This is a genomic window from Candidatus Omnitrophota bacterium (assembly GCA_041648975.1).
Lineage (GTDB): Bacteria > Omnitrophota > Gorgyraeia > 2-01-FULL-45-10 > 2-01-FULL-45-10 > JAQUSE01.
In genome coordinates this window covers 32,084-47,901 of the sequence record JBAZNZ010000020.1, presented here as the reverse complement: position 1 = coordinate 47,901, position 15,818 = coordinate 32,084, and the positions used below count along the sequence as shown (strand labels likewise).

The 15,818-nt window shown below is 43.5% G+C and carries 14 protein-coding genes; 12 read left to right on the top strand and 2 right to left on the bottom strand.

Going from position 1 to position 15,818, the window contains the following annotated elements; genetic code table 11:
• Positions 1–48: 48 nt before the first annotated feature.
• The 3 genes from WC592_07140 to WC592_07130 are packed head-to-tail and all read left to right on the top strand — an operon-like array spanning position 49 to position 5,546.
• The gene (locus WC592_07140; GenBank protein ID MFA4982222.1) at positions 49–4,953 is read left to right on the top strand and encodes an interleukin-like EMT inducer domain-containing protein; all 4,905 of its coding nucleotides are present in this window, start codon (positions 49–51) and stop codon (positions 4,951–4,953) included.
• Between the two features lie 6 nt (positions 4,954–4,959).
• Positions 4,960–5,355, top strand: a complete 396-nt coding sequence (locus WC592_07135; GenBank protein MFA4982221.1) for a hypothetical protein — start codon at positions 4,960–4,962, stop codon at positions 5,353–5,355.
• Between the two features lie 2 nt (positions 5,356–5,357).
• Positions 5,358–5,546 carry a hypothetical protein gene (locus WC592_07130; protein MFA4982220.1) on the top strand — a complete coding sequence of 63 codons (189 nt, stop codon included), beginning with the start codon at positions 5,358–5,360 and terminating at the stop codon, positions 5,544–5,546.
• 160 nt (positions 5,547–5,706) lie between these two features.
• Here WC592_07130 and WC592_07125 read toward each other — a convergent pair whose 3' ends face one another.
• Positions 5,707–6,873, bottom strand: a complete 1,167-nt coding sequence (locus tag WC592_07125; protein MFA4982219.1) for an IS4 family transposase — start codon at positions 6,871–6,873, stop codon at positions 5,707–5,709.
• 185 nt (positions 6,874–7,058) lie between these two features.
• Here WC592_07125 and WC592_07120 point away from each other — a divergent pair, with 185 nt between their 5' ends.
• The 9 genes from WC592_07120 (at position 7,059) to WC592_07080 (ending at position 15,079) form a co-directional block, all read left to right on the top strand.
• Positions 7,059–7,742 carry a transposase gene (locus tag WC592_07120; GenBank protein ID MFA4982218.1) on the top strand — a complete coding sequence of 228 codons (684 nt, stop codon included), beginning with the start codon at positions 7,059–7,061 and terminating at the stop codon, positions 7,740–7,742.
• A gap of 245 nt (positions 7,743–7,987) precedes the next feature.
• On the top strand, positions 7,988–8,167 hold the full coding sequence (locus WC592_07115; GenBank protein MFA4982217.1) for a helix-turn-helix domain-containing protein: 180 nt from the start codon (positions 7,988–7,990) through the stop codon (positions 8,165–8,167).
• A gap of 3 nt (positions 8,168–8,170) precedes the next feature.
• On the top strand, positions 8,171–9,046 hold the full coding sequence (locus WC592_07110; GenBank protein ID MFA4982216.1) for a response regulator: 876 nt from the start codon (positions 8,171–8,173) through the stop codon (positions 9,044–9,046).
• Complete coding sequence (locus tag WC592_07105) at positions 9,016–10,641, top strand: aldehyde dehydrogenase family protein (protein MFA4982215.1); 1,626 nt, start codon at positions 9,016–9,018, stop codon at positions 10,639–10,641. Before WC592_07110 ends, WC592_07105 begins: the two co-directional genes overlap by 31 nt.
• A gap of 830 nt (positions 10,642–11,471) precedes the next feature.
• Positions 11,472–12,722, top strand: a complete 1,251-nt coding sequence (locus WC592_07100; protein MFA4982214.1) for a HAMP domain-containing sensor histidine kinase — start codon at positions 11,472–11,474, stop codon at positions 12,720–12,722.
• Positions 12,719–13,081 carry a response regulator gene (locus tag WC592_07095; protein ID MFA4982213.1) on the top strand — a complete coding sequence of 121 codons (363 nt, stop codon included), beginning with the start codon at positions 12,719–12,721 and terminating at the stop codon, positions 13,079–13,081. The genes WC592_07100 and WC592_07095 overlap by 4 nt, the downstream gene beginning before the upstream one ends.
• A gap of 8 nt (positions 13,082–13,089) precedes the next feature.
• Complete coding sequence (locus tag WC592_07090) at positions 13,090–13,467, top strand: response regulator (GenBank protein MFA4982212.1); 378 nt, start codon at positions 13,090–13,092, stop codon at positions 13,465–13,467.
• Entirely contained in the window at positions 13,464–13,856 is a 393-nt protein-coding gene (locus WC592_07085) for a response regulator (protein MFA4982211.1), read from the top strand. Before WC592_07090 ends, WC592_07085 begins: the two co-directional genes overlap by 4 nt.
• 56 nt (positions 13,857–13,912) lie before the next feature.
• Positions 13,913–15,079, top strand: a complete 1,167-nt coding sequence (locus tag WC592_07080) for an ATP-binding protein (GenBank protein MFA4982210.1) — start codon at positions 13,913–13,915, stop codon at positions 15,077–15,079.
• Positions 15,080–15,088: 9 nt separating this feature from the next.
• Here the strand turns inward: WC592_07080 and WC592_07075 are convergent, their stop codons facing one another.
• On the bottom strand, positions 15,089–15,679 hold the full coding sequence (locus WC592_07075) for a cupin domain-containing protein (GenBank protein MFA4982209.1): 591 nt from the start codon (positions 15,677–15,679) through the stop codon (positions 15,089–15,091).
• Positions 15,680–15,818 lie beyond the last annotated feature (139 nt).

The following is a 15,818-nucleotide window of genomic DNA, read 5'->3' as shown; positions in this document are numbered from 1 at the left end:
CAACGTAAATCACCTGGGCGAGGGCGAAGCGGAACGAATGGCCACTTCATAAATTCTGTTTCCGACGGTGACTTTGTGGCCGCGACTGTCGGCGATGAAGGGTGGTATCACCTGACAGAGAGCGCCAAACGCGCCCTTGAATCGATAGGAAGCGCCAGGATACGGGAATTATACGACCATGATTCGTTCGCGATAATTGGCCGCAAAGGCGCCGCTGCAGGATCGGCGAAAGAGCTGTTGAATAAGAGAGGCACAGGCCCCGCCATAATTTCAAACTACACTATTGAGCGTTCTTACTACGACAAAGACGGAAACCCTGTTGGTTCCGAAGCTCTTCACGAGGCGCCTGATGTAAACTGGTACAGCATACGCCCCACCCAGATTACCGATGAGATAGAACCGCTATATGTCGACTCGAAAGGCTATGCATCAAGTTATATAAAGAATTTCAATCCTTCATACCCCGATTCAGGATTCATTCGCCTCTGGGACGAGATGAACGATGTCTACGAAACGTCGAAGATGGATGAGCTCTACGCTATGGTAGGCGATAAGACGCATAAGGCTATCTATTACGATTCGAGATATCCGACCAATTGGACTACCGCGAGCTTCTCTTCCAGGATGGTAAATTACTTCGTATCCAAGGGGTTCCAGGTATTAAATGCCGATGAATTAAGGCAGTTCCTTAAATCTTACGGCGAGGATTCGGTTGTGATAATGGGCCAGGATGTCGCGCCCTCTACCATCGTGAGCAGGTATACCTGGGAATCTCCTGTCCGGCCGTATCTGGAAGAAGGCGGCACATTCGTATGGATGCACGATATACCGTTCCATTATATAGGATACGCGGACGCCGATAAGACAAAATATAAGATAGGCGAGATCGGACAAAGACGGCTTCTCGGTATCATAACTCCGATAGTGAACAGAGGCCAAAACGAGTTCGACAAATATACGCCTCTTAAAGAAGATTGCTCATTATATGACCCCGCGATCCCGCCTGACGCCGAAGCTCTCGATATAGGCACTCTCTACTTTGACCCCTCCGTCAATTGCCGTGAAATAAGGTGGGATAGGGTAAAGGCGTCGATAGGCTATGAACTGGATGAAGAAACCGCGGTTATATCGGATTACGACAAAGACGGAAAATTAAGAGCTCTCGTCAAGGCCGACAGGACGATAACCTTTTATAGCGGTGACGGCAAGGTCGAGTATGTAACGGACATACACGGAGACACCATAGCTGGTTACACATACGACGAGGAAGGCGCGATAACTGCGCTATGCCTGGAACAGGCGCGTCGCGACGCGGAAATAAAGATAGAAGAGATGAAGTATCGGATGTCGGAAGAAAAGAGAGAGACTATTGCCGAACTGACCATCCAATCCGCCGAAAACGTGCAGATCATAAGGTCGGCTTATGACGCGGCAAGGGCGCCGCTGTATGCCGCGCTAAACGATCTCCAGCGCATGTATGATGACAATGAAAAGAGGAAGATCTACTGGTGGCAGTGGGGCGCGAAAGAAGAGAAGAACAGGACGCGCGATTATATACTCGGCGAGATGGGGAAGGTCCGGAGGTATATATCCGAATTGAATGCACAGGAAGCCGCGGAGATATCCGGATATGAAACGCAGGTGGCCGACCTTATCGGCGATTTAGACACGGAAGAGGCCCGGGTCCTGGCGGACGTGGAACTGAAAAAACAGGAGCTGCTGGACCAGATATCGGTCCAGGAGGCCAGGCCCGTAATACAGGAAAGGTACCGCGACATATTAGGGCGCGACCCAGGCGAGACGGAGATAGAGGTATGGCTTGACGCGGTCAAGAATTCTCCGGACCGCGCGCTCGATGTGGCGGCGCTCTGCGGCTCTTTGCGTGATACTTCGGATCCGGATTCGGAATACAACAGGCGGATGGCGGATATCGCATGGATCCGCGCGGAGGTAGAGAGGGAACTTCGCGGGTATCTGGATATGGCGGCTGATAATGAGAGAGGCGAGTATCTCTCATCGCTGGGGCTGACGGCCGCGGACGTTGTTTCCATAACGGCCGATGATGTGGATAAGATAACCGCCTGGCTCTCGGGCCAGAACCCGCACTTCGGGCGGAGCGCGTCGAACGTCCTGGGCGAGTTACTCAAAGCAAAAGGCGTCGATTATGAGGACAGGGAGCTCGTGAAGCTCGCTATCCTTATAGACGTCCTCACCGGCTCGATTAACAGGTTTTCCAACGGGAAACTTCTCATCTCGGCATATGCCTTGAAGAACATCGCCCGGATAAAGGGCTTCATTCTCACGCCTGTGAAGATATCGATAGAGGAATTGGCCAGGCTCGTCCCGGCAGGTTCGGGAAAGAAAGCGATCCTGTTTATAGGAGGCAAGCATTATGTAGTGCTCGAAGGCATAGACATCGCCAATGATGAGGTGACCTACCGCGAGACGTCGCAAGGCCCCGGAGGCGAGGTAGTAAAGTTAAAGGTAAAGGATTTTCTCGAGTCATGGCAAGGCAATTACGCGCTCATCGAAGATACGCCTCCGGTAAATGAATGCACCATTCTTACGGATTACCAGTCCAAAAAGATTAGAGGCGCGTGCTTCGTCGAGCTCTTCTTCCTGATAGCCGCGATATTCAGCGCCGTGGCGCAGGTGATAGCGGCTATAGCGGCGGCTGTAGTTACCATAATCCAGACTGTGGTCATAGCCGTCCAGGGCATTATACAGGCCGGCCTGGCGCTCATGGCTAATTTTATCGGAGGGATAGCCGGCGGTATCGGCGCGATAGGCGAAGCCATATTCGCGGGCGTCAAGTTCGTCGGCATGTCGTTATTTAAGGGATTCGCGAGTTTCTTCTCGACGGGGCTGTTGGCCTCGGGCGCCGAAGCGACGTTCGCCGAGACGGTCGTGACGTTTGTGGGGAAGACGGTGGTCAGCGTAGCCGCCAATTACGCGATTAACGCCGGCCTGGAAGCGTTAGGCGTCGATCCTATGATCTCGAATCTCATAAGCGCGTTCGTTACGGGCGGGATAACCGGGGCTATTGGTAATCCCGTCGAAGGGTTCTTCCATTTCCAGAGCGCGTTTGGCGCGCTGGCTATGCAGGGCGTGAATTACCTCGGAACCATAATAGACCTTCCGCCGCCTATTGTAAGCGCCCTGTCGATGGCCGCCGGTACGCTCACCGAAGGAATGTTCGATCTAAGCACCGTCTCCGAAACAATTACCGAAGTTGGTATAAATCTTGCTTCAGAAGCCGCATTTGCCGGGGTTGGTTTATTAGGCGACTGGCTGGGCGTGGATCCGAGGATATCCTACGTTTTAGGATTACCAATAGTTAGCTCTATCCAAGTCGGATTAACCCCAGGCACAAATCCAACAGACATATGGAATAGCATCACAGATGGCTTGTTGCGTGGCGCAGTGACCATAGGCATGGAATTTGCGACGCAAGATTTAGATCCACTGATAGGCGCTATAACAGCACGAATTCTTTCCGGGGCAATAGCTGGAGGCTTATCTGAGGATCATGATGTATTTAAGGGTATATATGATGCCTTAATTGAATCTACTGGCAGTATATTTACACTTGATGGCCCTGGTGATAATCCATGGTCGCGAGCCGTATATATTTCAAAAATTCTTAGCGTATCCCAAATGATTCAGGAGCGTGGTCTTGCCGAAACGCTTGAAACATGCGCCACAAGCATCTTTTATAGAGATGCTGTTGAAAGCATGATAAGAAATGGCGGCACTGTATTTAACTACATCCAGACTGCCCTAAATAATCCCGAAGAGTTACCCGAGAATCTAAGGCCTTCGACTACTACGTTTGATGGTGAGGCAGCTCTTATTATGCCTACAGGGGAAACTGGCGATTATTTGATTATTTCCGCAGATGGTTCAGAAATCCTTGCGCAATCCAAAGGAACATATTACAATGAAGGAGAGTTCGGCATTGATTATCAAGGTGAAATGGTGCTAAAAAATGGAACAAGCACTAACTACACTGAGCTCGGACTTGTAAGCCTTGATGTAAGGAATTACGCGCTTACTGATGCTGAATTCCAAAGTTACGATGGAGACGTTGCCTATCAGATTTATGGAGAGAATGGGCAAGCGGTAGAGTTTGATTCTAACGGTGATTTCAAAAACGCCGTTATTAAAAACCTGACTTCAAACACGGATATAGTTGTTAGGAATGGCGAGTTTGTAACGAATCAGACATCTGCTACGCTACAAGAATCGCTATCTCAGAGTGAGCCGTGGTATAGTAAATTTGCTCTTTCACAATATGTGGATATAACAGATCAAAAGATAGACCAGATGGCAGATTGGTTCCTCGGCGATGCCCAGAACAATATGGGCTGGATTCTAAGCGCAACAGCTGTTAATTCCGCAAAAGATTTCTTTAAGGCAACGGTTACAGATATCTTTAGGTTTGGCGAATCATTACCTGGTGCGTTGGATAACTTTTCTGGGGCATGGGAAGCCGCTCAAAGTGGAGATGCACTATCAGCAGGTTATCAAGCATTCTTAGGGTCGGGTAAAATTCTACAAGAAGTAGGGCGAGCTCTTGTCGTTGGTAGCGTTGTTAAAGGTCTTGCAGTAAGTGCGCTACGCCTTGAAGGCGGTGTTGCTGTTAACGAAGCATTGGTATCCGCTAAGCAATTAGCAGCGCAAAGTGGAAAGAAAACAACAGTAATAGGTCGCCGATGGGATACAGCAGTTGCGGAAGGTTGGCCAAATCATAATGTTTTGAATTTGCCAGACCCGCTATGGAATGAGGCAGTAAATTATCGATGGTTAGACGATGCCATAAGCCGGGGAGATGAAATATTTTTAGCAAGTCCTCTTAGCAAAGCAGAACCAGGAACAATGTTTTTGAAAGAAATAGAGTATTTACGAGAACGGGGCTATGAAGTTGTTGGTGCATATATGAAGAGAAAGTAGGTTCGTATGAGCAACTTTAAGAAAATATTTAGCGACAGCGTTTTTAGCACGTTCAATTTTCTTATTTCAGATTATGGATTTGTATTTAAGGAAGACCCTGAGACTGTTTTCACCGCACGGAATGATAAATGTGAAGTTATGATTTCATGGGATAGGCCTCTGCACATAGCCGTTATGATTAAACCTCCTTATTATTACAAGCCGTCGTTAGATCTTAATCAAATTGTCCACTATTTTAACGATAAAACAGGACTTGCTGTAAGAAATATTAAAGAGGAAGAAATTGCAGACGAAATGAGCAGAATGGCACAGCTTCTTAAAGAATATTGCATGCCAATGCTAAAGGGTGATTTTTCCGAATGGCATAAAATACGTAATCATTATGATGGAGTTCAAAAATAACTATGGCTAAAATTTCCGTGCTAAAAACAGGCATTCTTCTTTTTATAATAGGTGGTTTGATTAATACCGTGCTTATGAAAAACAATATAGTAGGAATTCCTCGCGACCTTATACGCCTAATAACTTTAATAGGCCTTATGTTGATCCCAGTTGGTGTAGTGCAAAAAATTATTGCTAAGAAAAGACAATAATTTTTACTTAGCATTTAACTCATTTTTGTCGCCTATTCCGGGCTTACCCTGATCCGGCTGAGTAGAAAGTAGGGACAGAAGAGCAGAAATAGCAGCAGGAAAGAGAAGAATTAAATAGTAAATAGAAAGTAAATAGGGGACAGACACCAGTAGTGTCCCATCATAACTTGAACAATAACAATTGGTTATCGATTTGATCATTTTTGTCGACCGTATCAATTGCCATAAGTACTTGTGCTATAGGTGTTTTCTCGAATATGCTGACACTCAGAATCTGTAAAATAGTGTAAAGATCGAGCTTCAGGTTCAAACGCTTTTTGACAATTGCGATTAATATGTAAACGGATACGGCAACCCAAATCTGCGTCTTCACCGCGTTCTCAGATGTTCCGAAGAACGCCTTGATGCGCAGATGCTGCTTGATCCATTTAAAAAATAGCTCGACTTTCCATCGCGCCTTGTATAACTCAGCGACGGTTAACGCTTCTATGGTAAAGTTATTCGTCAAGAACATAAAACGCTTGTTGCTCTTTGAGTCAAAAAATCGGACTAGACGCAGTAATTCAGGATAGCGTTCGGTTCCATATGGACTGAGCGCGATCGTCTGGTCACAACGCAATCCTGTGTTTTTGTCAACCGGCCGCGAATATACTCTTTGATGCAGGGTATTGGCCTTATCTCGTATAATAAAGGTCGCCTTAGCCTGATGCAGCGCATAAAGCCTGGTAAAATCGTGATAGCCGCGGTCCATGATATAGAACGATCCGGCTTCAGGAATAAGCGAGTCCAGGATGTCGACATCGGCAATTTTTCCGTCGGTGATATCGATAAACGCCGGAATGGGTCCGCGCAAGTCCAGGAGCGTATGAATTTTAATGGCTCCGTGATCTCTTTGATAACGAGCCCATGGGAATAACGTAAGGCACAGATCAATCGTTGTAGAATCGAGCGCGTATATGGTATCATCCAAAGCGACGCCGAAAGAATCATCAGCGTATAAAGGTCTTGCTCTATGGATGAGAATTTGAGCAAAGTCAGCATAAATATGCCAGTCTCTCTGGTTGTTCGCGTTCGATAATGTGTTGCGCGAAACGCGTCCGCGTATACCCATGTGATATAATTTGCTCTGCATGGAGCGCAAGCACGCCTCGATATCGCGCAGGCTTTCTCGAAAGGTCAGTTGCGCGAAGGCAAGACATAAGAATTGATCCATGCAAGTAAAGCTTTTGACTTTGTAATCGCCATGATAACGTTCGACACATTTGCGGAATTCGTAGAAGGGCAGGAATTCCATAACTTGAGAAAAAACGGTTTTGCCGGTGTTCATTGAGCGCTCCTTTATATAGAGCGCCAAAATAACACATAAGCGACTTGAAATCGATAAAAACGTTTTGCTTTGTTACCATATTAAGCTCAAGTAGTTACGAACATTAGAATCGAAACGTTGGGACACTACTGGGACAGACACCTATTTAAATTGACATCCACACGGCTTCATGATAGCATTGCCTTATGCCGCGAATTGCGCGATTAGTCATTCCGGAATATCCGCATCATATCACTCAGAGAGGTAACTATCGCCAGAACATATTCAAAGATGATTCTGACCGAAGACAATACCTTTTCCTCATGGCCGGGTACGGCCAAAAATACCGCCTGGATATTCTCGCGTACTGCCTTATGAATAACCATATTCACTTTATTGCCATACCGAGAGACGAAAATTCCCTTGGGGATACGTTTCGCATTGTCCACACACGATATGCGCAGTACTTCAATAAAAAGCTGAAAGCCGCAGGACATCTCTGGCAGGGCAGGTACTATTCATGCGTTCTTGATGATCGCCGTCTTTTAGCCGCAGCCAGATATGTAGAGCGCAATCCGGTTAGGGTGAAGGCGGCCAAGACGCCGATTGATTATATGTGGTCAAGCGCGAGAAGCCATTGTGCCGTCTCGACCGACGATATAATCGATGCGAGCAAACTCTTTAAATATGTCGACATCAAACAAGGGCAGTGGAAGGAATTCATAGATAAAGGCGATGAGCCGGATGAAGTGTCAGTTATTCGTAAGCATACTATGACCGGCAGGCCTCTGGGAAGCAACGCGTTTATTCAAAAGCTCGAGAAGAAATTCGGAAATCGATTACATGCGCTACCGATAGGGAGACCGAAGAATGCTGGTAGTGAGAAATAGGTGTCTGTCCCTAATTTTCTGTCCCTAATTTTCCCTAATTTTCCCTAAAATTTAGATAATCACGAAAAACGTATTACCAAGCTTGAAGAAAAAGTATTGGTGTCCCGTCCTTCCTAATTAATTCCAAAAAAATCCACAGTTTGCTGTGACTTTTTTGTCTCCCTGGATTTGCCTTTTTCTGTTTCGTAGTGTATATTTAATACTCACAGGTAATCAATGATAGTAAACCAATAATAAGGCGGAATATGGATACTTTGATGGATTTTAATGACGCAAAACGATATCTTAAGACGTCGAGAGCTACCTTATATCGTTTAATACAATCTAACAGGCTGCCGGCTACAAAGATGGGAAGGCAGTGGCGGTTCAAGAAAGAGCGCCTTGATAAATGGCTCGAAGAGCATGAAAATGTAAAGGAGAAATAAGTAATGGATGATAATGAAAAAGGCGTGATCCTGGTCGTAGACGACGAAAAAGAAGTAACCATGAGCCTGAAAGGCTTCTTCACCGCTTTGGGTTATGACATGCTCACGGCTTTAAACGGTAATGAGGCATTAAATGTCATAGATTCTATTAAGAATCTCGACCTCATACTTCTCGATGTAAGGATGCCCGGTGTGGATGGTATACAGATATTAAAACACCTAAGAAAAACACATTCTAAAACAAAAGTAATTATAATAACCGCTTATGACAAAGAGGTAAAAGAAGAAGTCGAGAAGATCGGTATAGATGGCTTTTTCTCGAAACCTATAGACTTATCCAAGCTCATAGACAGGATCCGATACGTTATAGAGGATTCACACAAGGACACAAGGGTTTATCCCACAAAAGAGAAGGCGGAACCGGAAAACAAACAGACGCCGAAAGCAAAGCTGTTGTTTGTAGAGCCGAATCCGATAGTTTACGGATTCACCTGCGGATATTTCGCGGCTGAAGGAATGTTGGACGGCGATTATGAGATGAAGGTTGTTTATGGCAATAGAGGGGGCATCGAGAAGGAGGGGCTGAATGTTCTGTATGATTATCAGCCCGATATAGTGATAATGTACGATTCATTATTCAATATGGAAGATACTAAGACATTCGCCGGGCTCATGATGAATTCAAGCCACAAACCGGAGACAGTGATACTGCATGGCGTTTTTCCCAAGACAGAACTCGAATTGCGTGAACTCGAAAAAGAAGGGATAAAATTCTGCAATCAGAATTCTATGGACGACGAGGGATTGCGGATCTCGAACCAGAAGCTTGTGGATTTTGTCGAAAAAGAATGCATAAGACATGGATTGGTAAAGAAGTAGACAATTCTGTAAATGGAGGTAGAATGCGGATTTTTACGCTTTTAGTTAACGGACAAGACTTGGACACGGGGGCATATGAATATTTTCCATATACTGATCAAGTTATTAAAGATTTTAAAACACCATACAAGGTTATATCTTCTTTAAAAAAGAATATTAGTGTCCCATCCGCCAATGAGTATATTTATGCGAAATATTGTATAGATGAAGATGAGACAAACAAAAAGGCAATTGAGTCAGCATACAATGCGAGCCAAAAATTTAGATATTTTCCTGTGAGTATAAGAAGAAAAATTTTAGGAGATATTCATAAAAATCTTTTAGAGAAAAAAGAAGAATTATTGAACCTATTTGTTGTCGAAGGGCATCCTCGAAAACTATGCGAATGGGAGTTTTCAGGTATGGAGAAAGCATATCGTCCCGAGTCTTTAGATTTTTTTAAAGATGAACTATGGACAGAAGTCGGTCGAGGTAAAAATGAAACGATGTATTTAGCTCGAAAGCCGGATGGCGTAGTTTGTGTTAGCCCACCCAAAAATGCCCCTTGTAGCAATTCCTTAACCGCAGGGTTTGCATTGCTTGCGGGCAATACACTAATAGTCAAGCCGCCTTTGCGAACACCGCTGGCCACCATATTTCTTTGGAAAGAAATTGTATGGAAAGCGGCAAAAGCGAATGGTGCTCCTGACGGCACCGTTAATATAGTAATAGGAAATTCTAAAAAAATTACAGATGAATGGATAGAAAGCCCTTTTGTGAATGACATAATGTATTTTGGGACCAGCGAAAAGGGATTGGAAATAGGAAAAAGAATTTATCTTGCAGGCAAGAAACCCATATTAGAGTTATCCGGAAATGATATGTTATTTGTGTGGAAAGATGCCGATTTAGACAATGCAATTAACTCACTTTTAGATGCTTTTTTAGGTTCTACACAAATATGTATGGTTCCTAAGGCTGCCATTATTCATGAGTCAATATATGACAGGTTTCTAAAGAAGTTTTCAGTTGAACTTAGAAAGATGAAAGTTGGTTTGCCGTCTGATCCTAAAACATGCCTTACGCCAGTCATGATGATGAAAGAATTTAACGAATTTCTTGAAGATGCAATAGAAAAAGGCGCTAAGCTTATTCAAGGTGGAGAAAAGGTAAATTATGAAGGTAACAAGGATAATAAAGGTGCTTTTATAATTCCAGCTATTGTATCAATTGAGAATGGTGAGAAAGCTTTGGAAATGAAAGTTGTTAAAGAAGAAAACTTTTTCCCTTTATTACCTTTAGTGAAGGTTAAGGGTTCAAATGATGAAGATATATTCAAAAAGATGATGACTATAGCAAATTCTAATGAATACGGATTACGTACGTCTTTATGGGTTAAGTCAAGTTTATATACTCGTAAATTCATACGGTATATTCATAATAGCGGACTAATAAGAATTAACTCTCGACATGTAGATTTCTCTTTATTTTTATCAACGCATGGAGGTACAGGTAGAACTGGGGGCCCTTACGGTGAAATGAATTATATATGGCAAAAAACAACCCATCTTCAGGGAATTAGTTTAACAAGAGATAAAATTCCGGGAACAAAATGAACTTATATGCAATTCCACCGCTAATTACAAGTGTTGTATTAGCTATTATCGGGATTTTTGTATTTGCCAATAATAAAAGATCGCGAGTTAATATAATTTTTACACTTTTTTGTTTCAGCATGGTTTGGTGGTTATTTGGATATACTGCTATGTATTTAAATAACAATCCAACCGCGGCACTTAAATGGGCAAGAATAGGGTTTATAGGTATAATTTTTATACCTATTTTCGCGTACCATTTTATAATTACTTTTTTGAATATAAAAGTAAGCCGTATTTTGGTAGTTGCTCTATACTTACTTTGCATACCTTCAATAATCTTAAGCCAGACTAACTATATCTATGGCGGTATAACAAAGCATTTTTGGGGATATTATCCTGTTGCGGGCAGATATTATATTTTATTTTTACTAATGTTTGCCTTTTTATTTTGTTATGGAGTTTGGCTACTCTTTAAAAATTTAAGCAAGAAAGATGTCCCAGGTTTAATGTATCAACAAACACGCTACGTACTTTTAGCGTTTACTATTGGAACGTTTGGATTAGTCGATTATTTAGTTAAATATCCTTTCATCAATGTTTACCCATTTGGATATATATGTGCTTTCTTTTTTATTGGTCTGATTGCCTATGCGATTATCCGGCATCATTTGATGGATATAGAAGTAGTAATAAAAAAGACTCTTGTTTTTGCGGCTCTTTTTACGATTGTTTTCGGTATTTTTGTGGCAGTAACACTTTTGCTGCAACAACTTCTTGGAGGCAGCAATAGATTGTTTGGATTTGCGGTTAGCTCTCTGATTATCATATTTACTGTTCGCCCGCTGGAAATGCTTTTAATAAAAGTCACCGACAAATATCTCTTCCAGAAAAAATACGATTATAAACATCTCATAAATGAATTCATGGACGAGCTGAAGACTATGATATTGAATACTACCGACATAGCTCAGTCAACGGTAGATTTTTTAAATACTTCAATCCGCCCGGCGGCTTCAGCTGTGTTTATGTATAATAGGTTCACAAGCCAATATGACCTCATTGCCTCGCATGATTTTAAAGATACAGCGTTAAAAATCGCCGGCAGTTCCGAGCTCGTTAAATTACTGGAGAAAACCGGAAAAATAATAGATATAAAAAATGACAACAAGTTAACGTTATTCCATGAAAATAAACATTTCTCTGCGTCGAATATAATATTGATAATACCTCTTTTAATACATAAAGAGCTCATAGGTCTCCTGTGCCTCGGGAAGAAAAAATCGGATGAAGAATATACAGAGAATGATATCGAAGCGTTGGCGGGCTTATCCGGCGCGTTGTCGATCTCGCTTAATAACGCCCAGCTTTTTGATGAAAGAGCGGACGCGGAGAAGAGGGCATTGGTAGGCACGATAGCCACAGGCATAAATCACGAGGTAGGTAATCCGCTTAATATTATTACCATAAAGCTCGATACATTTCGCATACTGGCAAAAGAGGGAATGTTGGCGCACAAGACCAAAGACGAGATCATAAACGAGATAAACGATATAACAAAGGTTTGTCTGGAGAGTGCGCAGAGAATAGCCGAAATTACCAAACAGGTGTCCGAATTTGCCAAGCCGGATAAGAAGCTTGTATTTGATAAGGTAAATATAAGCGAAGCGATCGATGAGACCATAACGTTTCTTAAGAACGGTATGATCATTGAAAGCGATAAGATAGAAAAAAGGATCATGTGCGAACACGCATATGCTATGGCGGACAGGGGCCAGTTAAAGCAGATCCTGTTCAATTTAATAAAAAACGCATCCCACGCAATCGATAAAAACACAGGCAAAATAATAATAAGCGTCGACAAGAATGACGGCGGTGAGATATCCATCAAGATCACCGATAACGGCCATGGTATGCCAAAAGAAATCCTAGATAGGGTCTTTACGCCGTTCTTTACGACGAAAGAACCCGGGAAAGGGACGGGGCTGGGCCTTGCCCTGGTGAAGATCATGACTGAGAGGAACAACGGAAAGATAAAGGTCGAGAGCCATGAAGGGAAAGGTACGACTTTCACATTAATCTTTAAGGGCGGCCTCTTATGAGCAAGAAGATCCTCATATTAGACGACGAAGAGGAATACCTCCTCTCGTTGCAGAAATTTTTGCAGGAGTTTAAATACACGGTCTGCGTCGCGGCGTCATCGTCGCAGGCGCTCGACGCGATAAGTAAAGATAAGCCTGACCTCGTGTTGTTCGACTATAAATTGCCGGATATGGACGGCGATTATTTTCTTAAGAAGGCCCGGGAGATCAGCCCCTCTACGTGTTATATATTGATTACTGCCTGGAATGACCCCGCTATACCTGAACGATTCAAAAAAATGGGCGCCGCCGAAGTAATATTAAAACCGATAAAACTGGAAGAGTTGTTAAAAAGCATACGGACTATACTGAAAGAATAGGGGCTATTATGATAAAACTGTTGATAGTCGACGATGAAAAGGGGATAACGGACGCGTTGAGGGATTTCTTCGGCCACAGGGGATTCAGCGTAAGGATCGCCAATAACGGGGATGACGCTCTCGCCGCGGTAAGAACGGACAGGCCCGATATCATATTCCTCGATATCAGGATGCGGGGTATGGGCGGCCTGGAAGTGCTCGAAAAGGTCAAGGCCTCGGACAAAAGTATTAAGGTAATAATGTTAACCATCCACGAGGAGAAGGAGATTGTCGCAAAAGCCCGTGCGCTCGGCGCAGATGAATATATAACAAAACCGTTCAGGGTAGACTATCTGGAAGAAGTTGTTATAAAGAAAGTCCAGGAACTCATGAAGGAGAAGGCATGAACAAGCCTGTGGTTCTGGTAGTGGATGATGAGGTTGACGCGCGCAACATGATCATAGATTTCCTGGAGGAGAGGTTCGACTGTAAATACCGGGAAGCGAAGGACGGCGAGGAGGCGGTCAAATTCGTAAGGTCGAATCCATGTGATGTGATGATACTCGATATAAAGATGCCCAAGAAGGGCGGCATTGCCGTAATAAAAGAGGCAAAAGAGATCAACCCAAAAGTGGATATTCTCGTAGTCTCCGCATATGTCAGTGATGAGGTATCTGAAGAGGCTATGAAGTTAGGAGCAACAGACTATGCGGTAAAGCCGCTGGAGATGAACATCGTCGCGTCGAAATTCTCAAATATACTGCAGAAGCGGGGGCAGAAAGTCAGTAAGATTTAGTCGGACAAATTGTAAATTATATTGACAATTTGTCCAATATAATGTATACTTTACGCATGATAACAAGAACTATCTCTAAAAAACTTCACGACCTGGCCTTAAAATTCCCTGTAGTTTCTGTTACGGGGCCGCGACAATCCGGTAAGACAACACTCGTAAAGAATGTGTTCCCGAAGCTGGCATATGTTTCCCTGGAGGACCTCGATACCAGAGAATTCGCCGAAATCGATCCGCGAGGCTTCCTGTCTACATATGACAAGGGTGTCATTATAGACGAGGTTCAGCGGGTACCGAAACTTTTTTCTTATATCCAGACGCAGGTGGATAAGAAAAAATCAGCAGGTCAATTCATCCTTACGGGCTCACAAAATATTTTACTGCACGAGCACGTATCCCAGACACTGGCCGGCCGCGCCGCCATATTAAAATTACTGCCTTTTAGCATCGAGGAATTGGAAAAGACCTCTTATCGTATTAAAGACATCGACGATTATTTATTTAAGGGGTTCTATCCGCGCATTTATGACAAAAAGATACCGCCTTCCGATTGGTACGCCAACTACATACAGACATATGTGGAAAGAGATGTCCGCCTTATAAAAAATATAGGCGATCTTAACGTATTCCAGAAGTTCTTAAAACTCTGCGCAGGACGGATAGGGCAGATACTTAACCTATCGTCTTTAGGAAATGAATGCGGCATTACCCATAATACGGCAAAGGCCTGGATATCTATTTTAGAATCATGCTACATAATTTTTTTATTGGCGCCTTATTACAAAAATTTCAATAAACGCCTTGTAAAAATGCCGAAGCTATATTTTTATGATCCCGGCCTGGCGTGCTCTCTTTTGGGACTGCGCGCCCGAGGGCAGGTCGCGACACATTACCTGCGCGGGAGCCTTTTTGAATCGGCATTGATATCGGAATTAATAAAAGAAAGGTATAACAGGGGAGAGGAGTCGGGCTGTTATTTTTGGCGGGACAAGACCGGCAACGAAGTGGATTGTGTTTTGGACGTATCCGGCACTCTTTTATCGATAGAGATCAAGTCCGGCAAGACGGTTACCGGTGATTTTTTTGACGGTCTTAAATATTGGGCCAAGGTCGCGGGGGAGAACGGTAAAAAGGCCTACCTGGTTTACGGAGGATCTGAAAATCAGAAAAGGGATTTCGCAAATGTTATAAGCTGGAAAAACATCTCATTGATAATTTACAAATAAAAGAAAAGGTCAGTAAGATTTAGGGTTCTGGATTATTATACAACGGGCCTTGAGTGTTTTGGATGGGTTTTCAAAATGATGGGGGATATTGCTCGCGAAAGAGAGCGTATCTCCTTTTTTAATCATGTGCCTCTCATTTCCGACGTGGCAAATGACCTCGCCCTGCAGGATCATTACCAGTTTTTCGAACCTGTTGACGTCTACCGGATCTTCTTCTTCCTTTGTAATGCCGCAGGGCATTAGCGCCAGCTCCATCGCCAGGAACTTGATATTCCTCGAGCTCAATATCTCCGCGATGGCCTTCTCGTTGTAGATATATTTATTATTTGCCCTGTCAGCGGCCCTGATAATATTTACGATCTTTGACTCTTCTTCCTCGGTGCCCTCCTTCAGTTCTTTCAAGGATACACCTAAGCCGGTACATATCTGGTACAGGCTCTTTATGCGTATATCTTCACTATGGCCTTTTTCTAAGCGACACAGGGTATAGTAGGAGAGGACATTGTCCCCGAAGATAGCGGTCAACTTTTTATGAAAGTCTTTAAGACTGATCTTTAAGACGTTATGCCGAACGTACCGGATCTTCTCGTAAAGTTTCATTGGTCAAAACTCCTATCGCTATGTAGGGCAGGTTTAAACCTGCCCTACAGCCATATAAAGTCTACACTATGGAACCAAATTTGTCAATATAAAAGTTGCGAAATCTAACTATTTTTTTGTATCTTAACGCAATATATCT